16 protein-coding genes and 2 tRNA genes are annotated in these 21,005 nt (G+C 63.0%); 8 read left to right on the forward strand and 10 right to left on the reverse strand.

Translation table 11 applies throughout. The features are described from left to right. The first annotated feature begins 161 nt into the window (after window positions 1-161). The 4 genes from AT302_RS10185 to AT302_RS10200 all read left to right on the forward strand — a co-directional run bounded on the left by AT302_RS10185 (window position 162) and on the right by AT302_RS10200 (window position 2,664). Window positions 162-434 carry an HU family DNA-binding protein gene (locus tag AT302_RS10185; protein ID WP_058378343.1) on the forward strand — a complete coding sequence of 91 codons (273 nt, stop codon included), beginning with the start codon at window positions 162-164 and terminating at the stop codon, window positions 432-434. Window positions 435-490: 56 nt separating this feature from the next. Further along, window positions 491-566, forward strand: a tRNA-Val gene (locus AT302_RS10190). A 14-nt stretch (window positions 567-580) separates the two neighbouring features. Next, a tRNA-Asp gene (locus AT302_RS10195) sits at window positions 581-657 on the forward strand. 84 nt (window positions 658-741) lie between these two features. Next, entirely contained in the window at window positions 742-2,664 is a 1,923-nt protein-coding gene (locus AT302_RS10200; protein ID WP_058378344.1) for a SurA N-terminal domain-containing protein, read from the forward strand. 147 nt (window positions 2,665-2,811) lie between these two features. On the opposite strand, the gene AT302_RS10205 is transcribed toward AT302_RS10200, so the two are convergent. Next, window positions 2,812-3,510, reverse strand: coding sequence for an arylesterase (locus tag AT302_RS10205; protein WP_058378345.1), 699 nt, complete (start codon window positions 3,508-3,510; stop codon window positions 2,812-2,814). Here AT302_RS10205 and AT302_RS10210 point away from each other — a divergent pair. Beyond that, a complete protein-coding gene (locus tag AT302_RS10210) occupies window positions 3,509-4,201 on the forward strand; it encodes an ABC transporter ATP-binding protein (protein WP_058378346.1) in 693 nt (230 codons plus the stop codon). The two genes, AT302_RS10205 and AT302_RS10210, sit on opposite strands and share 2 nt — an antisense overlap. A gap of 133 nt (window positions 4,202-4,334) precedes the next feature. Here AT302_RS10210 and pgi read toward each other — a convergent pair whose 3' ends face one another. The 3 genes from pgi to AT302_RS10225 all read right to left on the reverse strand — a co-directional run bounded on the left by pgi (window position 4,335) and on the right by AT302_RS10225 (window position 9,351). Next, the gene (gene pgi, locus AT302_RS10215) at window positions 4,335-5,993 is read right to left on the reverse strand and encodes a glucose-6-phosphate isomerase (protein ID WP_058378347.1); all 1,659 of its coding nucleotides are present in this window, start codon (window positions 5,991-5,993) and stop codon (window positions 4,335-4,337) included. Window positions 5,994-6,143: 150 nt separating this feature from the next. After that, window positions 6,144-7,781, reverse strand: coding sequence for an NAD(P)H-hydrate dehydratase (locus tag AT302_RS10220; RefSeq protein ID WP_084656144.1), 1,638 nt, complete (start codon window positions 7,779-7,781; stop codon window positions 6,144-6,146). A 295-nt stretch (window positions 7,782-8,076) separates the two neighbouring features. Then, window positions 8,077-9,351, reverse strand: a complete 1,275-nt coding sequence (locus AT302_RS10225) for a D-amino acid dehydrogenase (RefSeq protein ID WP_058378348.1) — start codon at window positions 9,349-9,351, stop codon at window positions 8,077-8,079. A gap of 251 nt (window positions 9,352-9,602) precedes the next feature. On the opposite strand from AT302_RS10225, the gene purL reads away from it, so the two are divergent. The 3 genes from purL to AT302_RS10240 all read left to right on the forward strand — a co-directional run bounded on the left by purL (window position 9,603) and on the right by AT302_RS10240 (window position 16,184). After that, entirely contained in the window at window positions 9,603-13,634 is a 4,032-nt protein-coding gene (gene purL / locus AT302_RS10230) for a phosphoribosylformylglycinamidine synthase (RefSeq protein ID WP_058378349.1), read from the forward strand. 174 nt (window positions 13,635-13,808) lie between these two features. After that, window positions 13,809-14,438, forward strand: coding sequence for a hypothetical protein (locus AT302_RS10235; RefSeq protein WP_058378350.1), 630 nt, complete (start codon window positions 13,809-13,811; stop codon window positions 14,436-14,438). A 228-nt stretch (window positions 14,439-14,666) separates the two neighbouring features. After that, window positions 14,667-16,184 (forward strand): hypothetical protein, encoded by a 1,518-nt coding sequence (locus tag AT302_RS10240; RefSeq protein ID WP_218918993.1) that lies wholly within the window; start codon window positions 14,667-14,669, stop codon window positions 16,182-16,184. 98 nt (window positions 16,185-16,282) lie between these two features. On the opposite strand, the gene AT302_RS10245 is transcribed toward AT302_RS10240, so the two are convergent. The 6 genes from AT302_RS10245 to AT302_RS10270 all read right to left on the reverse strand — a co-directional run bounded on the left by AT302_RS10245 (window position 16,283) and on the right by AT302_RS10270 (window position 20,772). Next, window positions 16,283-17,077 (reverse strand): peptidylprolyl isomerase, encoded by a 795-nt coding sequence (locus AT302_RS10245; RefSeq protein WP_058378352.1) that lies wholly within the window; start codon window positions 17,075-17,077, stop codon window positions 16,283-16,285. A gap of 63 nt (window positions 17,078-17,140) precedes the next feature. Next, window positions 17,141-17,404: a BolA family protein gene (locus AT302_RS10250; RefSeq protein WP_058378353.1), complete on the reverse strand. Its 264-nt coding sequence runs from the start codon at window positions 17,402-17,404 to the stop codon at window positions 17,141-17,143. Between the two features lie 21 nt (window positions 17,405-17,425). After that, the gene (locus AT302_RS10255) at window positions 17,426-17,959 is read right to left on the reverse strand and encodes a septation protein A (RefSeq protein WP_058378354.1); all 534 of its coding nucleotides are present in this window, start codon (window positions 17,957-17,959) and stop codon (window positions 17,426-17,428) included. A 169-nt stretch (window positions 17,960-18,128) separates the two neighbouring features. Then, the gene (locus AT302_RS10260) at window positions 18,129-18,539 is read right to left on the reverse strand and encodes a YgiW/YdeI family stress tolerance OB fold protein (protein WP_058378355.1); all 411 of its coding nucleotides are present in this window, start codon (window positions 18,537-18,539) and stop codon (window positions 18,129-18,131) included. 115 nt (window positions 18,540-18,654) lie between these two features. Further along, window positions 18,655-19,089, reverse strand: coding sequence for a peptide-methionine (R)-S-oxide reductase MsrB (gene msrB / locus AT302_RS10265; RefSeq protein WP_058378356.1), 435 nt, complete (start codon window positions 19,087-19,089; stop codon window positions 18,655-18,657). A 135-nt stretch (window positions 19,090-19,224) separates the two neighbouring features. Further along, complete coding sequence (locus AT302_RS10270; protein ID WP_058378357.1) at window positions 19,225-20,772, reverse strand: protein adenylyltransferase SelO; 1,548 nt, start codon at window positions 20,770-20,772, stop codon at window positions 19,225-19,227. Window positions 20,773-21,005 lie beyond the last annotated feature (233 nt).

Consider the following 21,005-nt stretch of genomic DNA (forward strand, 5'->3'; position numbering starts at 1 on the left):
AGGAGTGCTTCCTAAGCCGCCAAAACAGCGCAAAACGGCTTGACATCAGGGTTTGCGGCTTGTCTAATGGCAAAGCCAGCGGACCTTCGCAGATCAATGTCAAGGCGCGTTAAGAGCGCCTCCGCGGCTCAATCGCCTACTATCCTTGCAAGGGGGTTACAGTGAATAAGACGGAACTGATCGATCATATCGCGGGTGAGGCAGACATTTCGAAAGCCGCTGCCGGTCGTGCACTCGATGCTTTTGTGGGTGCAGTAAAGAAAGCGTTGAAGAAGGGTGACGATGTGACGTTGGTGGGCTTCGGTACCTTCCACGTGACGAAGCGCGCAGGACGCACGGGGCGCAATCCGCGCACTGGCGCAGCGATCAAGATCAAGGCAGCGAAGGTTCCGAAATTTCGCCCTGGCAAAAATCTGAAAGATACAGTAAACTGATCGACTTTCCTGCCTAGGCAGGAAGCAGCAGTAAGAACAAAACTAGAATCGGGAACGGGTGCTTAGCTCAGTTGGTAGAGCGGCGCCCTTACAAGGCGTAGGTCGGGGGTTCGAGCCCCTCAGCACCCACCAGTTCCAGATCTTGGGGAGCGGTAGTTCAGTTGGTTAGAATACCGGCCTGTCACGCCGGGGGTCGCGGGTTCGAGCCCCGTCCGCTCCGCCAAATTGTGAAAAGGCGAACTTCGGTTCGCCTTTTTTGCCATATGGACGTCCCAAAGACGCTTCCTGACGACTCTTCCGATTTCGTATGTTCGACTTCATTCGGCGCCACCAACGATTGGTTCTCATTTTCCTGACGGTGTTGATCGTGCCGTCGTTTGTGGTGTTTGGCGTTCACGGCTTGCAGGAGTACACGTCGGACGCAGGCACGATCGCCAAGGTCGGCGATCAGACCGTGACGCGCCAGGAGTACGACAGTGTGCTGCGCGCACAAACCGAGCGCATGCAGCAGATGTTCGGGGGCGCCGTCGATGCCAGTCAGATCAACACGCCTGAAATGCGTAGTGCCGTGCTGGACAACCTGATCCAGCAAAAGCTGCTCACGCAGGAAACGCTCAAGAAGAACCTGTCGGTGCCCGACGCGCAAGTGCGCGAAGCGCTGCTCGCGATTCCGGCGATTGCGCAATTGCGCCGCGCGGATGGCTCGATCGACGAAGCGGCTTACGAACAACTGCTCGCGGCACAGAACCTCACGCCGCAGCGTCTCGAAGCGCAGATTCGCTACGAACTCGCTTCGAACCAACTGCCGGCCAGCGTGCAGGCGAGCGCCATGCTCCCCAAGGCCGTGATCGATCGTTTCGCGCAGCTGCGCGCACAACAGCGTGATGTCTCTGTACTGACGTTCCCGGTGTCGGACTTCGCGGGCAAGGTCACGCCGACGCAAGCGCAGGTGCAGGCCTATTACGATGCCCACAAGGCAGCGTTCCAGACGCCCGAGTCAGCCGAGATCCAGTACGTCGTGCTCGACCCGAAGGCCATGCCGGCATCGGCACTGTCAGCGCCTAGCGACGACGTGCTGCGCAAGATGTACAACGACAATCTGAAGCAGTACACGACGCCGGAAGAGCGTCGTGCCTCGCACATTCTGATTGCATCGCCGGCGGACGCTTCGCCTGCCGATCATGCGAAAGCGAAGGCCAAGGCCGACGACCTGCTCGCGCAACTGAAGAAGAACCCGAACGACTTTGCCAAGCTGGCGAGCCAGAACTCGGAAGATCCGGGCTCGAAGGCCAACGGCGGCGATCTGGGCTTCTTCACGCGTGACGCGATGGTCAAGCCGTTCGCCGATGCCGCGTTCGCACTCAAGAGCGAAGGTGACGTGAGCGACGTGGTGAAGAGCGACTTCGGTTATCACATCATCAAGCTGACGGGCATCAAGCCGGCAACGACCAAGCCGTTTGAAGACGTGAAGGCACAACTGGCCGATCAGTATCGCCAGCAAGAATCCGCCAAGGCGTATGCAAAGCTCGCCGACCAGTTCACCAACGCTGTGTACGAACAACCTGACAGCCTGCAACCGGTCGCCGACAAGCTGAACATCAAGGTGCAGACGGCGCAGGTCACGCGCACGGCAAACCCGGCGCAAGCCCAGAGCCCGATCGGCAACGAGAAGCTGCTGAAGGCCGTGTTTGCGGATGAATCGCTCAAGAACAAGCGCAACACTGAAGCCGTGGACGTGGGCCAGGGCGTGCTGGTGTCGGCACACGTGGTGACTTATCACCCGGCCGCGACGCCGCCGCTCACGCAGGTGGAAGCGCAGGTCAAGCAGCAGTTGGTGGCGGACATGGCGGCGCAGGAAGCGAAGAAGGCCGGTGAGGCCAAGCTCGATGCGCTGAAGAAGGGCGGCGACGCCGCGTTCGGTGCCATGCAGACGATTTCGCGTGACAACCCGGGCAAGCTCCCGCCGAACGCCCTGACGGCAATCTTCGGTGCCGATACGGCGAAGCTGCCGGCTTACGTGGGTGTCGATCTGGGCGATGGTCAGGGCTACGCGGTGTTCCGCATCAGCAAGGTCACGCAACCTGCTGTGCAAGATCCGCAGCGTCTAGCCGCGGAAACGCAGCAGCTCAACCAGTTGGCAGCACAAGCTGAGTGGAATGCGTGGGTTGGCGATCTGCGGGCTCGTTCGAAGGTCAAGGTCGTCAATGACGTGACCAAGTCGGGTACCTGATTCAGCGGATTCCACGAATCCAACGCATGACAACCGGCGCAGGCCGGGTAGCAAGAAAAAAGCGCGGCTCGATGGCCGCGCTTTTTTTATGGTGCTCCCAACTGGACGTACTCACTTGGCGGTGAGTGTCCGCGATAGGTCAATAGGTTACGCCCCCGGTTTCACCCCGCGCCCGCTCGCAGCGCGCGGCGGTGCTTTGCCGGCAGGTTTGAGCAGGGGCGCCACGGTCGGCCAGACATTTTGCAGAATTTGCGGATGTGCCTTGGCGAGCGGGTGGATCTGGTCTTGCTGGAACCAGTCGGGATGCTCAATCACACCATCGAGCAGGAACGGCACGTAGCCCGTCTTTTCCTGCTTGGCGAGCGTGGCAAACATCGAGAAGAACTGCTCGCCATACTCGGTGCCGTAGTTCGGCGGAATGCGCATGCCGACGACGATCACCCGGCTGCCTGCCTTGCGTGACGACTCGATCATTTCGCGTAGATTGGCGCGCGTGAGGTCCAGTGAAATGCCGCGTAAGGCATCGTTACCGCCGAGCTCCAGAATCGTGATGGCGGGATGATAGCGGTCGAGCAACGGCGCCAGACGTGCCCGCCCACCGCTTGTGGTATCGCCACTGATACTGGCGTTGACAACGTTATAATCGAAACCGCTTTGCGCAACTTTTTGTTGCATGAGGTTCACCCAGCCTGCGCCGCGAGCGATGCCGTACTCGGCGGACAGGCTGTCGCCCACGACCAGAATTGTCGGCGCGCCAGAACTTGCCGCGTGCGCCGCGGTCCCTGTCAGGATGCAGCAGCCCACGAGGGCTGAGGCGGCCAATTTCAAGAACTGTCTTCTTGCCATGTCGTTTTCCGAAAACGTAATTGAAGTGCGGGGTCTGGGCAAACGGTTGCGCGACGCCACCGGTGAGCTCGTCATTTTGCAGGATATCGATTTTTCCGTCGCAAAAGGCCAGAGCGTGGCGATAGTCGGGGCCTCGGGCTCGGGCAAATCGACGTTGCTGGGCCTGATGGCCGGGCTCGATACGGCGACCGACGGTAGCGTCACGCTCCTCGGCAAGTCGCTTGGCGAGCTCGATGAAGAGGGGCGCGCAGCCCTGCGACGCGGTGCGATCGGCTTTGTCTTCCAGTCATTCCAATTAATGCCGCACCTGACGGCGCTCGAGAACGTGATGCTGCCGCTCGAACTTCTGGGTGAGACACGGGAAGTGCGCAATCGTGCGATCGAGTTGCTCGGACAGGTCGGCTTGGGCTCGCGCCTCACACATTATCCGAAGCAGCTTTCCGGCGGCGAGCAGCAGCGCGTGGCGCTTGCCCGGGCGTTTGTCACGCAGCCGGTCGTGCTGTTCGCCGATGAACCGACCGGCAGTCTCGACACGGCAACGGGCGAGCGTGTCATCGATCTGATGTTCTCGCTTAACGAGGCAAGCGGTGCAACGCTCGTGCTCGTCACCCATGATCTGGCGATTGCCGAGCGCTGCGATGCCACGGTGCAACTCGCTGGCGGCCGTCTGGTCGACGGTGTGGCTGCCTGATACGTCTGGCAGGCCTGATAGGCCTGATAGGCGATATCTCTGAGGGGCAAGCGGCGCGATGCCCTCGACGGGCTCGCGCCGCTGCTGCTTGCGCACCGGCCAGCAAACACTGGCAGGTGGCAGCAAATCACGATCAGCGCTTGGGCTTCAACGCCTCACCGGCCAAGCGAATCAGCGATGCCGTCGAGGCGTCGTGCGCGTCAGGCGTGAGCGTCGACGGATCGACCAGCTCGGGCTCGATGGCGCGGCAGAGCGTCTTGCCCAACTCGACGCCCCATTGATCGAACGGGTTGATGTTCCAGATCGCGGCTTGCACGAACACCTTGTGTTCATAAAGCGCGATCAATGCGCCCAGACGCTCCGGCGAGAGCTTGTCGATCACCAGCGTGTTGCTCGGCCGGTTGCCTTCAAAACGTCGTTGGGCACCCAGCGGGCCACCGGCCTGTTCCGGCGTCGCCATCGATCCGCCTTGCAGCAAAGCTTCGCTCTGCGCAAAGCAGTTGGCGAGCAGCTTGCGATGATGATCGAGGTAGACCGGCTGCGAATACTGCGGCTGAAGCACGGCGATGAAATCCACCGGCACGAGTGTTGTGCCTTGGTGCAGCATCTGGAAATAAGCATGCTGGCCGTTCGTGCCGGGTTCGCCCCAGATGATCGGTGCGGTCTGCCATTCGACGGGGGCACCGTCGATCTGCACCGACTTGCCGTTGCTCTCCATGTCGAGCTGCTGCAAATAGGGCGGCAGCTTCTGGAGGGCATCGGTGTACGGGGCAATCGACAGCGTTTGCGCGTCGAAGAAGTTGCGATACCAGATGCCCAGCAGCGCGAGCAGCACCGGCATATTGGCTTCGAGCGGCGCCGTGCGGAAGTGCTCGTCCATGGCATGCGCGCCGGCCAGCATTTCGTCGAAATGCTGCGCGCCGAGGTACAGCATGATGATCAGCCCGACGGACGACCATAGCGAATACCGTCCGCCCACCCATTCGCCGAATTCAAAAACATTCTCCCGTCCGATGCCGAAGCGCGTCGCTTCTTCGACGTTCGTCGAGACGGCGACGAAATGCTTGCCAAGGTCAGCTTCCGGAATGCCATGCTCGATGAACCACGCGCGAATGGTGCGGGCGTTGGTCATCGTCTCGAGCGTGGTGAACGTCTTCGAGCAGACGACGACGAGCGTGGTTTCCGGATCGAGCGCGGGCAGCGTGCGTGCGAGTTCTGTCGGATCGATGTTCGCGATGAAGTGTGCCGACAAGTTGGCACGCCCATAGGCGGCGAGGGCGTCGCACACCATGCGCGGCCCGAGATCCGAGCCGCCGATGCCGATGTTGATCAGATGGCGGATGCGCTTGCCTGTGGCGCCCAGCCAGCGGCCGTCGCGTACCTCGTCGCTGAACTTGCGCATGCGCGCGAGCGTGGCGTGCACGCCGGTGCTGACGTCGCCCGTGGTGTCGCGAAACGTGACGCCCTTCGGCGCGCGCAGGGCGATGTGCAGGGCGGCGCGGTCTTCGGTGACGTTGACGTGTTCGCCGGCCCACATCGCATCGCGCTTGCCGGGCACGTCGCATTCACGGGCGAGATGGGCGAGCAGGGTGCGCGTCTTTTCGGTAACGCGGTTTTTCGAATAGTCGAGGTACAGGCCAGCGGCACGCAGCGAGAATTGTTCGACGCGCGAGTTCGCACCGGCACCCGCGAACCAGTCGCGCATATGCTGGCTGGCGATCTCGTCACGATGTTCGAGCAGGGTGCGCCAGGCGGGAGTTTGATCCAGACGAAAGGACGGCTTCGACGACATGTGCAATATGTTCTTTTCGGTAGGACGAAGTATAACGGGAGTCTCCGTGAATTTACGCCGAAAACCGGTTCCTGCGCTGGTTTGCGGGTCGATTGGCGGGGGCAGTGGCGGTCGTTGATGTGCTTGATCGATCGCTCGACCCTGCCACTGTCATGACGGCGCTCGCCTGAGCGCGTCTGCCAGTTCGGCGCGCATGGCCGGCAAAAGTTCAGATGCGGTCAATCCTGCGGGGCCGATGCCCTCATTGACGCACCGTTCGGCGGCACGTCCGTGAAGCCAGACGCCGGCCAGCGCCGCTGTGACGGCGGGCATACGTTGTGCCAGCATCGCGCCGATCATGCCGGTCAGCACGTCGCCCGTGCCTGCCGTCGCGAGCCCCGCATTCCCGGTGGTGTTGACCCAGCCATGCGTGCCGTTGTCGATGATGCTGCCCGACCCCTTGAGCACCACTGTGGCCCCGAAGTATCGGGCGAGCGTGCGGGCCGACGTGAGTCGGTCCGACTGAATGCGCTGCACATCGCAACCGGCCAGCCGGGCAGCCTCAAGTGGGTGTGGCGTGAGCACGGTGGGGCCGGTACGGCTGCGCACGCGCTCGGCGAGCACCGGTTCTGCCGCGAGCAGGTTGAGGGCGTCGGCGTCGAGCACGAGCGGAGTGTGTTCCAACGCCAGCACGCGCGACAGGCACGCCGCCGATGCGGCCGAAGTGCCTAGCCCGGGGCCGATGGTGACGGCCTGCATGGCCGCAAGATCGATACCTTCTGCGTGGCGCAGCATCAGTTCGGGGTGAACCGGGTCCCACGCCGGAGCATCGTGCGCGACGAAACCGACGTAGACTCGCCCGGCACCGTTCATCAATGCCGCGCGTGCGCTAAGCAGCGGCGCGCCGATCATGCCGTCATGGCCGCCCAGCACGGCGAGCGAACCGTAGCTGCCTTTGTGCGTGGCGTGATGACGTTGTGGCAGGTCCGCGAGAAACGCGGCCGGCGTGTTGGTTGTCAGCGCGGAGGAGGCCGCCGCCGCATCCAATGCGCCATTGGCGCCCAGAGTGGCTACCAGCACGCGGCCGGCGATGTCACGTCCTTCGCCGGTCAGAAGCCCCGGGCAAGCGCCCAGCATGGCGATCGTGACGTTGGCGCGGATGACAGGGCCACTCGCTACGCCGGTCGCCGCGCCAAGGCCGCTGGGGATGTCGATCGCGAGGACGGGCGTGCCCTGGGCATGCGCGTAGGCAATATTCTCGACGAGGCGGCCCGCCGGGCCATCGAGCGGGCGCGACAAGCCGATGCCAAACAATCCGTCGACGATCCAGGCATAGGCCGAAGGCTGCGGCCATACGTCGGGCGCAGGGCGCACGGGCACGCCAGCGGCAACAGCGTTGGCATGCGCCCATTTCGCGTCATCGGCGACGGGCGGCGTGAGCTGCCAGACGTCGACCAGCACGCCGCGACGATGCAGTTCGTGTGCCGCGACATAGGCATCGCCGCCGTTGTTTCCGGGGCCTGCAAGCAACAGCACGGGCTGACGCCCGGCTGTCGCGAGTGCCGGTAATTGTCCATACAACCAGTCGGCCACGACGGCGCCCGCGCGCGCCATCAGCGTGTGCGGGGCCAAGTGTGCGGCGCTTGCGCGTTCGATCTCGCGCAAATCGGCGGGCAAGTACAGGGGAAGCGGCGTGTCGGCAAGCGCGCCGTCGATGATGTCGGATGGCTGAGGCGGTCGAGCCGGCCTCGCGAGCGGACTCGGGCTCGCGGGGGCAGCGGCAGCATCGACACGCAAGTGATCGGTCATGACAGGCATAACTCCCGGAAATCCGTGGCGGCGTCGATGGTATTGACCGTGTTCCGGCGTTCTGCGCAAACGTTGCGAGCGTCGCGCGTGGTGACGGATCGTTTGGTGGAACGGTCGGAACAGGCAAATCAGGCCGCAATTCGACGATTATGCCGTGAATGCAGCGGAGCGCCTGCCAGCGGATTCCCCGATGTGCTGTCGGTGTTCGCTGACGGCGCGCACCCTCGTCGGTGTGCGCGCCATCAGGAAGATCGGCCAAACGATGGGGCTAACCAGGCTGGCGGGGCCAGCCGGGCTAGTGGGAATAGCGTGCGAGCGTAAGACCGTTGAGGTCGATGTCAGGCGTTTGGCCGGAGATCACGTCGGCCAGCACGCGGCCGGAGCCGCAAGCCATCGCCCAGCCGGTCGAGCCATGGCCGAGATTGAGGTAGATGCCGGGCAGGTGCGTTGCACCAAGCAGCGGCGGACCATCGGGCAGCATCGGACGCGCACCGACCCAGGCACGGGCCTCTCGGTACTTGCCGGCGCCCGGGAACCAGTCTGTCGCCACTTTGTAGAGTGTGGCGATCGCCCGCTCGCGCAGCACCAACTGGGTGTCGCCCAGTTCGGCGGTGCCTGCGATGCGCAACCGGTTGCCCTGCGGGGTGATGGCCGTCTTGTAGGACTCGTCCATCACGGCGATGCGCGGGCTGAACATTTCGTTCTTCACGGGCACGGTGAGCGAGTAGCCTTTGATTGGCCACAGCGGCAGATCGATGCCGAGCGGCTTCAGCAGCTCGGTGCTTGCCACGCCGGCGGCAATGACCACCGCGTCGGCTTCCATCGAGGTGATTTGCAACGGCTGCGCGGTGCTGGCCGTCTCGACGGTCACCCCGGCACGCCCGAGATTCGGACGCACGGCCAGCACTGTCGTTTCGGTGGCGAGCGTCACGCCCATATCGCGGGCGATCTGAGCGAGGCGCTTGGTGAAGAGGGGGCAGTTGCCGGTTTCGTCGCGCGGCAGATGCAGGCCGCCGGCCAGCGGCGCATCGGTCGAAATCGACGGTTCGAGCTTGCGGCACTCGTCCGGCGTGAGCAGGCGGTGCGGCACCTCGTTCTCGGCGAGCATGGCGCGCGCCGGCTCGTTCATCTTGATTTCGCGCTCGGAACGGAACAGTTGCAGGTACCCCTGCGTCTGCTCGTATTCGAAGAGATGCTGCTCGCGCAGTTCGTGCAGGCAGCGTTGGCTGTAGAACGCAATGCGTTGCATACGCTCGCGATTGGCGCGATAGCGCTCGAGCTTGCATTCGCGCAACCAGCGCGACGCCCAGCGCCACGTACCGCGCGACAGGCCGGGACGGAAGATGAGGGGGCTCGCTGCACTGAACATGTAGCCGAGCAGCTTGCGCGGCATGCCGGGTGCGGCCCACGGCGTCACGTAGCCGGGCGCAATGACGCCGGCGTTGCCGAAGCTGCTTTCCTGCGCGACTGTGCTGTTACGCTCGACGAGCGTAACCGTATGCCCCGCGGCGGCCAGATAGTAGGCGGTGCAAGTGCCGATGACCCCGCCGCCGATAACGATGACCTTCATTCCCAACCGTCTGGTGTGTGGCGAACGCCCGTACGCTCGCTTGTTAGTGTAGTTCTGTGTCTCCTGACTGAACCGACCGCGTGCCATAAATCTTGGGCAGCGCGTGTTCGTCACGGGGGGCATAGGTTACCAGAGAGCGGCCGCGGCGGGGCGCGAAGACGTTTCGCACTCGGGTATAACCCCGGGTAAGCAGGGTATAATCCCGGTTTGTCGTTCCCCCGCGTTTTGAACGCCTCGCCTTCCGTCCTTCCATGACTCACATTGCCTGCTTCGCCGGCGCCTTGGCGCTCTCCGAATTCCGCCAGCAACGTCTTCTGCAGACCCTGCAAGCCATCGACAGCTCGATCGTGCGTATTGACGCGCGCTACGTGCATCTGGTGGCCAGCGCCGCGCCGCTATCGAGCGACGACGTGGCCCGTGTTGCCGGCCTGCTGACCTACGGTGAACCGGTACGTGAAGAGCCGGTTGGCGATCAACTGCTGGTGATTCCGCGTCTGGGCACGATCTCGCCGTGGGCGAGCAAGGCCACCGACATTGCCCACAACTGCGGTATTGCCGATGTGCGCCGTATCGAGCGCGCCGTCGAGTACACCGTCGGCGTGAAGTCGGGCCTGCTGGGCGGCAAGAAGTCGCTGCCCGCCGATGTCCTGGCGCGCGTGGCCGACGTGCTGCACGACCGCATGACCGAAACCGTGGTCGCCACCCGCAAAGACGCCGAAGTGCTCTTCGTCGAACTGCCGGCCAAGCCGTTGCAGACGATCGACGTGATCGGCGTAGGCCGCAGCGCCCTCGAAGCCGCTAACCGCGATCTGGGTCTGGCGCTCGCCGAAGACGAAATCGACTATCTGGTCGAAGCCTTCGTCGCCCTGAAGCGCAACCCGACCGACGTCGAGTTGATGATGTTCGCGCAGGCCAACAGCGAGCACTGCCGTCACAAGATTTTCAATGCGCAGTGGACCATCGACGGCGAAGCGCAGGACAAGTCGCTGTTCCAGATGATCAAGAACACGCACCAACTGCACCCGCAAGGGACGGTGGTCGCGTATTCGGACAACGCCTCGGTGATGGAAGGTGCCGAGGTCGAGCGCTGGTATCCGCGTGGCGCTGACGCCAAGTACGGCCGCAGCGTCGAGTTGACGCACACGCTGATGAAGGTCGAGACGCACAACCACCCGACGGCCATTTCGCCGTTCCCGGGCGCATCGACCGGCGCGGGCGGCGAGATTCGCGACGAAGGCGCTACGGGCCGTGGATCGACGCCGAAGTCGGGCCTGACCGGTTTCACCGTGTCGAATCTGGCGCTGCCGGACGCGCGTGAGCCGTGGGAAAACGACCGCGACGTCGCCGTGCCGCCGTCGCTGCGCAAGCCCGATGACACCGGCACCGACTATGGCCGCCCGGACCGCATCGCTTCGCCGCTGCAAATCATGATCGACGGCCCGCTCGGCGGCGCTGCGTTCAATAACGAATTCGGCCGTCCGAACATCGGCGGCTACTTCCGCGCCTACGAGCAAAACGTGGCTGGCCGCGTGCGCGGCTATCACAAGCCGATCATGATTGCCGGCGGTATGGGCAACATTGCGGCCCAACACACCCACAAGAACGATCTGCCGGCCGGCACGCTGCTGATTCAGATCGGCGGCCCGGGCATGCGTATCGGGATGGGCGGTGGCGCTGCCAGCTCGATGGCGACCGGCACCAACACGGCCGAACTCGACTTCGACTCGGTGCAACGTGGTAACCCCGAAATCGAGCGTCGCGCGCAGGAAGTCATCAACTGGTGCTGGCGCCAGGGCGAGGCCAACCCGATCCTGTCGATTCACGACGTGGGCGCGGGCGGCATCTCGAACGCATTCCCGGAACTGGTGGACGGTGCAGGCAAGGGCGCGCTGTTCGATCTGCGTCAGGTGCAGTTGGAAGAGTCGGGCATGTCGCCCGCCGAAATCTGGAGCAACGAAGCGCAAGAGCGCTACGTGCTGGCCATTGCCCCGGACAGCTTCCCGGCATTTCAGGCCGTTTGCCAGCGCGAGCGTTGCCCGGTGGCCGTGGTCGGTGTTTCGACCGAAGAACGTCAACTGAAGCTGGTCGACCCGATGCATCCGGAATCGCCGGACCCGGTCGATATGCCGATGGACGTGCTGCTCGGCAAGCCGCCGCGCATGCACCGCGATGTCACGCGCGTGAAGTCGGAATTCCCGCCGGTCGACGTGACCGGCCTGTCGCTCGATGAAGTCGCCCGTGCCGTGCTGCGTCACCCGACGGTGGCGAGCAAGTCGTTCCTGATCACCATTGGCGACCGTACCGTGGGCGGCCTGACCGCACGCGACCAGATGGTCGGTCCGTGGCAGGTGCCGGTGGCCGACTGCGCGATTTCGTTGATGGATTACGCCGGTTTCCGCGGCGAAGCGATGACCATGGGCGAGCGTACGCCGCTCGCCGTGATCGACGCGCCGGCCTCGGGCCGCATGGCCGTGGGCGAAGCGATCACCAATATCGCGGCCGCACCGATCAAGTCGCTCGACCAGATCAAGCTGTCGGCCAACTGGATGGCGGCATGCGGTACCGAGGGCGAAGACGCCGCACTGTTCGATACGGTCAAGGCCGTGGGCATGGAACTGTGCCCGGCGCTGGGCCTCTCGATTCCGGTCGGCAAGGATTCGTTGTCGATGCGTACCAAGTGGGAAGACAGCGGCCGCAACAAGGACGTGGTGTCCCCGGTGTCGCTCATCGTGTCGGCGTTTGCGCCGGTCGAAGACGTGCGCAGCCACCTCACCCCGCAACTGCGTTCGGTCGCAGAAGCCGGTGAGACCGTGCTGATTGCCATCGATCTGGGCCACAACAAGAATCGTCTGGGCGGCAGTATTCTCGCGCAGGTGACGCAGCAGATCGGCGACGTCACGCCGGACCTCGACGATCCGGCCGACCTCAAGCGCTTCTTCGATGCTATTCAGAAGCTCAATGCCGACGGCAAGCTGCTCGCTTACCACGATCGTTCGGACGGCGGCCTTTTCGCCACGGTGGCCGAGATGGCGTTTGCGGGCCACGTGGGCGTTTCGCTCAACGTCGACATGCTCACGCTGGACGAGGGCTTCGAGTCGGATTACGGCGATGCCAAGGATTGGGCGAAGCAGACCGTTGGCCGTCGCGAAGACAAGACGCTGCGTGCGCTGTTCTCCGAAGAGCTTGGCGGTGTAATTCAGGTGCGTGCGAGCGATCGCGACGCCGTGCTGCAAGCGCTGCGCGAAGCCGGTCTGTCGGCCTGCACGAACGTGATCGGCAAGCCGAATCCGAACGACGTCATCGAAATTTATCGCGATGCGAAGAAGGTGTTCGGTGCGCCGCGTGCCGAACTGCAACGCTTGTGGTCGGAAGTGAGCTGGCGTATTGCGCGACTGCGCGACAACCCGGCGGCTGCCGATGCCGAGTATGAAGCGCTGAACGACACGAGCGATCCGGGTTTGTCGCCGAAGCTTACGTTCGATGCGAACGAAGATATTGCCGCGCCGTTCATCGCGACTGGCGCGCGTCCGAAGGTTGCCGTGCTGCGCGAGCAGGGCGTGAACTCGCATCTGGAAATGGCTTATGTCCTCGACAAGGCCGGCTTCGAAGCGTACGACGTGCACATGAGCGACCTGCTGGCAGGCCGTCAGGCACTGGAAGACTTCAAGGGCTTTATCGCCTGTGGTGGTTTCTCGTACGGCGATACGCTGGGTGCGGGTGAAGGCTGGGCGAAGACGATTCTGTTCAACCCGGCGCTGGCCGAGCAGTTTGCGGGCTTCTTCAACCGTGCCGACACGTTCGCGCTGGGCGTGTGCAACGGTTGCCAGATGATGAGCAACCTGTCGAACCTGATTCCGGGCGCGGGCGCGTGGCCGAAGTTCACGTACAACCAGTCGAAGTACGAAGCCCGTCTGACGCAGGTCGAAGTGCTCGATTCGCCGTCGTTGTTCTTCAAGGACATGGCCGGCTCGCAACTGCCGATCGTGATCGCGCACGGCGAAGGCTTCGCCAACTTCGGTCAGCAGGGCAACATCGATCAGGCGATCGCCGCGATGCGCTTTGTCGATCACCGTGGACAGCCGACCGAGCAGTACCCGTTCAATCCGAACGGTTCGCCGCGCGGCCTCACGTCGGTGACGACGGCCGACGGCCGCTTCACGGTCATGATGCCGCACCCGGAGCGTGTGTTCCGCACCGTGCAGATGAGCTGGGCACCGGCGCAATGGGGCGAAGATAGCCCGTGGATGCGCATGTTCCGCAACGCACGTCGCTGGGTTGCGTAAAACGCTGTATCTCGTCTGACGACGCTGCGGCGTCGACGACGTAAAAACCGCCTGTCCTGTCATGGGGCAGGCGGTTTTTTTGTTGGTCGACAGGCGCGTGCCTGTCAACGTTGACAGTTGTTGCGCCGGTGGTGCGCGTGGCCTGATACGAGCGTGATCCTTCAGGAGCGTGTCATGGAAATCGAATCCATCGTAAACCTCAAGCCCGGCATACTCGAAGCCACCGGCGGCAACGGCGATCAACTGCTGGTCGACGATTTTTACAATCGCGAGTTCGTGCACATCGAAGTCCCCCAATACGATGGTATGGCCGCCGGGCAAACGGTTGGCGGTCGGTGGCGAGGTCCTTCGTCCGTCTACGACACGTCAATCTGGACGGTCACGATTCCCGCGCGCGTGGCGTTACGGGTGCCGCGCCGCGAAGTGCTCGATGCCATTGGCAGCGCAGTGGCGGTCACGTTCAGCGTCAAGCGCGGAACCAGTCCCATCGAAATCTCAGATGTACTGAACCTGCGAGTTCAGGGGACGCCACTGCCCATGCCGACGATTAATGCCGGTCGCACGCAAGTCACTGTTCTGTACGGTACGCAAGTCGTCGGGCAAACGGCCCGGGTGCGCTGGGAAGGGCGGGTGGTGCGCGATACAGAACTTCAGGCAGTCGTCCCGGGGCTGGCGAATACTTTCAATATTCCTGCCGGGTGGGTGAGCGAGAGCGCGGGGACAACGGTTTTCGTCACCTACGCGATCGGCACGACAGCGAGCGACCCGTATCTGTTCTCGAGGGTGCTGAGAGTGGCGCTGTAGGGGAGCCTTGTCATGCGGCACCTCGATAGCTTCCTCCGCGGCCACACACTGGGCGCTCGGTTGCGCAGCGCCGTGATGTTCACAACTCTTGTGCTCGTGGGGCTGTGGGCGCTGCCAGTCCATGCACTCACCGGCGCCGATGTGGCGTATCTGGTCAACCAACGCTATCAATCGAGCGTGACGCAGTGCGCGCTCAATCGTCCGGCGTGGATGTGCTCCGGCGTGCTGATGCGCGCGTTGCCGGGGGACGCATCGCAGCCGTTTGCGCAGTTGACGGCGCAGGAATTGGCGCTGCAATCAGCCAACGTGGCTTACCTGAGACATGACTTGCGTACCAGCGGGCTGGCCACGAGTGCAGGCTTCATTCTCGCGGATGGGTTGACGGCGGCGGGGTGGGGGAAGCCGCTCGACGTGCGCTGTGCATACCCGGTAGCGGTAACGCCTGCGGCGGCTACTGCATCGCACGGCTGTGATTTGCTGACGATGGCTGCGCCATCGCCGCCAGACCTGAGCTCCTGTCTACCGAACGGCGTGACTGATGCACCCGGTTGGGCGGCGCACTTCACTGGCAACGGCAGCGACGTCAACCGGCAGTGCTCGTTCAGTGCGATGGTTGCGAAGCAATTCAAGGCGTCGCTCGACGCGCATGCGCTGATGTCCGATGCGCTGGCGTCGGGACCGAACAATCTGCTCGTCACGGCTTGGGATGTTGCAAAGCCGGAGACGATCCCCGTGCAGGCGTTCTTCTACGACGTCAGCCACGGCGGTCAACTCATTCAGGCGCAGCGTTACCAAAAACAGTACTTCGATGCGACCGGCACGTGGGTGCCGATTTTGCGTATGGGGTTTGGTCCACCGCAGGGCGCCACCTACGGTTTTGACGAAACCGATCAGCTTGATGAAGGATTTCGCATCGCCGCCCGGTTGAATGCGCGTTATGCCGATGTCTCTCCAACATGCCCCGGTGGCCGGCCGGCGTTCTATTGCAATGGCGTGATCGTTCGAATTGCGGAGGCCTCGGCGGCGTTTCATGCGTGGAACGCCAGCCCCTCGTCGGTGAAACGTGACGGGGTTTCCTTTTCCTATTTGCGCGCGGACGCCGGTGTGAAGCGATTGATCGAGGCGCGTGGCGGCACGGGGTTCGTCGTACGTGAGTCTGGTGCGCCGACGGGGTATCCACTGACGGTGCGCTGCGCGTTTCCTTCGGATGGTTTTACGGGGGGGCGTTTAGAGAGCTGTTATCGCAATGATGACCATCGGTTTTGCGACGAGATGGGAGTGACCACAGTCGCTGCGTGGCAAACGCACTATCTGGCTTCGTCGTTGATGACGCAATGTCCGTTTCGGCCTGATGCGGTGCCGTTCCAGCTGAGCATCGACGTGCGACATCATTTCCCGAACGAGAACGTGTTGCGGCACGCGTACAACGAACTGATCATCCGCCCCTGGCCGGACGATATTCCGTTGAGCCTGCCGCTCGAAGCTTTCATTTCCATTGATGAGGGCCTGCCTCAGGCCCGTTATGTGCAGCAGGACTATCAGAGCACGACCGGGCGATTTCTTCCCCTGATTCGCGTTGACACGCTGGCGGCGGCGGGGAAGGTCTTCGTGTACGTACCGGACGATCAGATCGCCGCGTTGTCGGCCGCAGTTCCGGTGCCGAGCGGAGCTCTTTCGGCTGCGCCGCGCGGTGGTGCACTCACAGGCAATTCCGGACCGGAGGGACTAAAACCGAACGGGCCATGAGCGATGGCGACTGACGTCGCTCAGGCATATCAACAAAAAACCCGCCATCTGGCGGGTTTTTCGTGTCTGACTCATGTCTGACAAGACGCCAGCGATCCTTACTGGATCTTGGCCTTCTTCTCGAGACCGTCGATGAAGTTTTGAAGCTTCTCTTCCTGCATTTGCTGCACGAGTTGCGGCTTGACGTCGGCGAGCGGCGGGATCTGCGCATCGCGCGAATCGTCGAGTTCGATGACGTGATAGCCGAACGAGGTCTTCACCGGGGTCTGCGTGTACTGACCCTTTTGCAGCTTTTGCAGCGCGTCGGCAAATTCCGGCACGTAGGCGTTCGCCGGCGACCAGTCGAGGTCACCACCGTTTTGCGCCGAACCCGGGTCCTTCGAGTACTGCTTGGCCAGATCGGCGAAGTTGGCGCCGCCCTTGAGCTTGGCGATGATTTCCTTGGCCGTATCTTCGCTCGGCACGAGGATGTGGCGAGCGTGGTATTCCTTGTCGCCGAACTGCTTCTTCAACTGGTCGTAGCGTGCCTGCACATCGGCATCGGTGACCGGCGAAGTCTTCTGGAAGTTGGTGATCAGTGCGCGGATCAGCACGCCTTGCTTGGCCAGTTCGACCTGAGCCTTCACGTCGGCGTCGCTTGCCAGACCCTGGCGCACGGCTTCCTGCGCGAGGATTTCGCGCTTGACCAGCTCTTCGCGCACTTGCTGTTGCAGTTGCGGCGAGTTCGGCTGGCCCTGACGGACCATTTCACGCACCATCGCATCGGCGCGCTTGACGGGCACCGGCGTGCCGTTCACGACGGCAACATTCTGGGCAAGTGCGGGAAGGGATACGGCGGTCAGCGACACGGTGGCGGCGAGCGCCAATGCCGTGCGGGCGAGTTTCAATGCCATGCTGTTTTTCCTAACGAATGACGGAGGCAAGGTTAATCGACGGGGGACGCGTCGCACGCGTTCTTACGCTTCGCCAGGGGCGAGCGCGACGATGGCGAGGGCGTGAATGCCGTTCTGCATCAAATCGGCAAGCGCATCATACACCAGCCGATGCCGCGCCACGCGGTTGCGACCGGCAAAGGCGGGCGAGACGATACGAAGGTTGTAATGCCCGCCGGACGCCGCACCGGCATGGCCGGCGTGACGCGCGCTGTCGTTCTCGAGAACCATCTCGATCGGGCTGAGGGCGGCCGTGAGGCGCGCCTCGATTTGCTGTTCCATGGTCATGGTGTCGGCTCCGGTCGCAGGTTACTCGTCTTGCTTGATGTACTTCGCGAGCCAGAGGCTCTGCACGACGATGAACACCACCATGAGACCCATACCGCCAAAGAGCTTGAAGTTCACCCAGATGTCGGTCGAGAACTGATAGGCGATCACCAGATTGAGTGCCCCCATCGCAAGGAAGAACAGGGCCCAACTGAAGTTCACGGCACGCCACAGATGCTCGGGCAGCGCCATTTGCTTTTCCATCATGGTGCGAATCAGGTTCTTGTCGAACATGAGTTCAGCCACGAACAGCGTTACGCCGAACAGCCAGTAAAGCGCGGTGGGCTTCCACTTGATGAAGGTGTCGTTGTGCAGCCAGATGGTGGCGCCGCCGAACACCACGATGATGGCGAGGCTGACCCATTGCATCGGCTCGACCTTGCGGTGACGCAGCCACATCCAGGCAACTTGCAAGATCGTGGTGGCGATCGCAATGCCCGTGGCGATGTAGATGCCGGCGAACTTGAAGGCGACGAAAAACAGAATGACCGGTAACAGGTCGAACAGAAATTTCATGAGGTCTCGACTTGGGGGCTACGGGCTTGCCAGCCTGAGGTGTCGATGTCGAACGCGCCTTGAACGCGCGTCGTTGAATCTCACCGGGCGGCAAACCCGCATTATATTTCAAAGCCCCTGTTTTCAAAGCGTCGCTTTCCGGCTGCCAGTGGCATCCGGGGAGCGAGGCTTATCGAATGATTTCGAGTCGCTTGACGTCGATATCGCTCGGACGATGACGGTGGCGGTCCACTTCGCCCGTAATGCGAACGCGGGTCTTGTCGTCGATCTTGACGCCCGGCGGCAGATACTTGTCGTCGAGTTCGATTTCGATGGTGTGACCCGCGTCGTCGCGGAACGTGTAGTGCTCGTGCTTGATGCGGTTGACGATGAAGCCTTCAATGACGGCTTGCGAGTCGTCAGGCGCGGACAACGCTTGCTGAACAGAGACGACACTCGGCATGACCGACGGCACGGCGACAGCCGCCGCGGGCGGGGCGCCGGGGCCCGTGTACTGCGCGATAGCCGGCGTGGCCGACAGCGCGCCGAGCGCGGCTGCCGAGGCGAGAAGCATGGCGAAGCGAGTCTTTTGCACGGACATGAGAGGCGTTCCTTGTTGTTGATAGAGGAAACTCAGCATAGCAGAATACCGAACCGCAATCGGTGACTTCCCTGAACCGCGCCGACGAGTCAACGTCCCTCGCATCCCTTCGGCGTCAGTCGCGCTTTCCGTCCTTGTCATCCGGCATCGGGCTGCCTTCCTTGTCATCGAAATTCAACGACGCCGAGTTGATGCAGTACCGCAAACCGGTCGGCGCGGGGCCGTCTTCGAAGACGTGACCCAGATGCGCGTCGCAGTTACGGCAGCGCACTTCTACCCGCACCATGCCGTGGCTGTAATCCATGATTTCGTCCACACCGGCACCCTCGACTGGCTTGCTATAGCTGGGCCAGCCGCAACCTGCGTCGAATTTGTCCGTTGATTGGAAGAGCGGCTCACCGCAGCAAACGCACCGGTAGGTCCCGTCTTTCCAATGGTCCCAGTAACGGCCGGTGAAGGCACGTTCGGTCGCGGCGTTGCGGGTGACCTGATACTCGACGTCATCGAGTTGGGCGCGCCAGTCGGCATCGCTCTTTTCCACTTTGCTCATGAAATTCTCCTGAGTTTTGATACCCGGATTTCTATGATCCGGGTGTCATCTGACGAGTTGCATATTGGGATAATTCCCCCGATCGCAATGCGTCAGTGATCCATGCTTGTTTCCGTCAATGATGTGAGCCGCGGGTTATGAGGAGCAGCTTACTTCCAGCTGACCGGCCCAGTCGGGCGGCAGTTCGGCGTAGCGCTCGAATTCCGGCTGTTCATCGTACGGACGCGAGAGCACGCGCAGCAGCGTGTCCACTTCCGAGAAGTCCTTCTCATCGGCCCGTCGAATCGCGACCTCGGCGAGGTGGTTGCGCAGCACGTACTTCGGATTGACCAGACGCATCGCAACGGCGCGCTTGGTATCGGTGCTGGCCTCCTGCCGCAAACGTGCCCGATAGTCGACGGCCCATGCATCGAAGCCCGCCCGGTCGATAAACATGTCGCGCAACGGCGCATCGGCCGCAGGGTTGTCGAGTTGCAGCGTGGCGAGTGAGCGGAACAGATGCGTGAAGTCCACGCGGCCCTCGTGCATCAGCTTGAACAGGCGATTGATGAGCACCTCGTCGTCGGCGTGCGACTCGCGCAGCCCTAGCTTGGCACGCATGCGCAGGTCGATTTCTTCGGCGAAGCGCGTCTTGAACACGGGCAACGCCGATTGCGCCAGTTCGATGGCGGCATCGCCTTCGCCGAACAGTGGCAGCAGCGCTTGGGCGAGGCAGAACAAGTTCCAGTACGCCACGTTCGGCTGCGCCTGATAGGCGTAACGGCCCTGCGTATCCGAGTGGTTGCAGATGTGGTGCGCGTTGAAGGCGTCGAGAAAGCCGAACGGGCCATAGTCGATCGTCAGGCCGAGGATCGACATGTTGTCGGTATTCATCACGCCATGACAGAAGCCTACGGCCTGCCAGTGCGCGATGAGTTCGGCGGTCGCTTCGCAGACCGCTTCGAGCAATGCGAGGTACGGATTGGCGGCCTCGCGGCAATGCGGATAGTGGTGATCGATCGTGAAGTCGGCGAGTTGGCGAAGGGCTTCGTGTTGACCGCCGGCCCAGAAATGCTCGAAGTGGCCGAAGCGGATGAAGCTCGGCGACAGGCGAGTCACGACCGCCGCCGTCTCGATGGTTTCGCGGCGCACGGGGGCGTCCGAGCCGACCACGCACAGGGCGCGTGTCGTCGGCACGCCCAGATGGAACATGGCTTCCGAGCAGAGGAATTCCCGAATCGACGAGCGCAGGACGGCGCGGCCGTCGCCCATGCGCGAATAAGGCGTGAGCCCGCCGCCCTTGAGCTGAATTTCCCAACGGCCACCGGCGCCATCGGCTTCGCCCAGCAGCAGCGCACGGCCATCGCCGAGTTGACCGGCCCAGACGCCGAACTGATGCCCGGAGTAGACGCTCGCGAGCGGGTCACCGCCGGCGAGTGGCTGATTGCCGGCAAAGGTCGCCAGAAACTCCGGATCGCGCGCGGCGTCGGGCGACCAGCCCAACAGGCGGGCGGCATCGACTGAGAAGCCGACCAGATAGGGTTCGGGCAACGGCTGCGGGGAGAGTCGGGTGTAGAAGTCCGGACCGAGCGACGCAAACCGGTTCGCCAGATTAAGCGGGCCGAAATTCCTGAGCGACGAAGGGGCGGCCGGGGTGGCTGAGGCAGCCGGGGAAGCGGTTGCGGGGCGGTCTGATGCCGACATTGGGGACGTTCCTGATGGTGAACAAACATTCTACTTGAGGTGTCCGGCGCTTGCTGCCGCGCTGCGAGGGCTTTGCCAGCGCACTTTGGCGAGAACGGCGAGTGCACGCGGCGTGCCGCCGTGCTGCGCCGCACAAGCGATCGGCGTTGACCGATGGCCCGGGCGCGTCAAGAATCGGAGTGCGTGGCACCACGAATGCACGCATCAGACGTGCCAGCCTGTCACGCGCCGTG

The sequence above is a fragment of the Pandoraea norimbergensis genome (genome assembly GCF_001465545.3).
Lineage (GTDB): Bacteria > Pseudomonadota > Gammaproteobacteria > Burkholderiales > Burkholderiaceae > Pandoraea > Pandoraea norimbergensis.

Bases quoted from the DNA above. Each gene is read 5' to 3' on its own strand.
- AT302_RS10235 (WP_058378350.1), top strand. From the start codon at position 13,809: ATGGAAATCGAATCCATCGTAAACCTCAAGCCCGGCATACTCGAAGCC.
- AT302_RS10245 (WP_058378352.1), bottom strand. From the start codon at position 17,077: ATGGCATTGAAACTCGCCCGCACGGCATTGGCGCTCGCCGCCACCGTG.
- AT302_RS10210 (WP_058378346.1), top strand. From the start codon at position 3,509: ATGTCGTTTTCCGAAAACGTAATTGAAGTGCGGGGTCTGGGCAAACGG.
- AT302_RS10200 (WP_058378344.1), top strand. From the start codon at position 742: ATGTTCGACTTCATTCGGCGCCACCAACGATTGGTTCTCATTTTCCTG.
- AT302_RS10255 (WP_058378354.1), bottom strand. From the start codon at position 17,959: ATGAAATTTCTGTTCGACCTGTTACCGGTCATTCTGTTTTTCGTCGCC.
- purL (WP_058378349.1), top strand. From the start codon at position 9,603: ATGACTCACATTGCCTGCTTCGCCGGCGCCTTGGCGCTCTCCGAATTC.
- AT302_RS10270 (WP_058378357.1), bottom strand. From the start codon at position 20,772: ATGTCGGCATCAGACCGCCCCGCAACCGCTTCCCCGGCTGCCTCAGCC.
- pgi (WP_058378347.1), bottom strand. From the start codon at position 5,993: ATGTCGTCGAAGCCGTCCTTTCGTCTGGATCAAACTCCCGCCTGGCGC.
- AT302_RS10225 (WP_058378348.1), bottom strand. From the start codon at position 9,351: ATGAAGGTCATCGTTATCGGCGGCGGGGTCATCGGCACTTGCACCGCC.
- AT302_RS10250 (WP_058378353.1), bottom strand. From the start codon at position 17,404: ATGACCATGGAACAGCAAATCGAGGCGCGCCTCACGGCCGCCCTCAGC.
- AT302_RS10220 (WP_084656144.1), bottom strand. From the start codon at position 7,781: ATGACCGATCACTTGCGTGTCGATGCTGCCGCTGCCCCCGCGAGCCCG.
- msrB (WP_058378356.1), bottom strand. From the start codon at position 19,089: ATGAGCAAAGTGGAAAAGAGCGATGCCGACTGGCGCGCCCAACTCGAT.
- AT302_RS10240 (WP_218918993.1), top strand. From the start codon at position 14,667: ATGCGCGCGTTGCCGGGGGACGCATCGCAGCCGTTTGCGCAGTTGACG.
- AT302_RS10260 (WP_058378355.1), bottom strand. From the start codon at position 18,539: ATGTCCGTGCAAAAGACTCGCTTCGCCATGCTTCTCGCCTCGGCAGCC.
- AT302_RS10205 (WP_058378345.1), bottom strand. From the start codon at position 3,510: ATGGCAAGAAGACAGTTCTTGAAATTGGCCGCCTCAGCCCTCGTGGGC.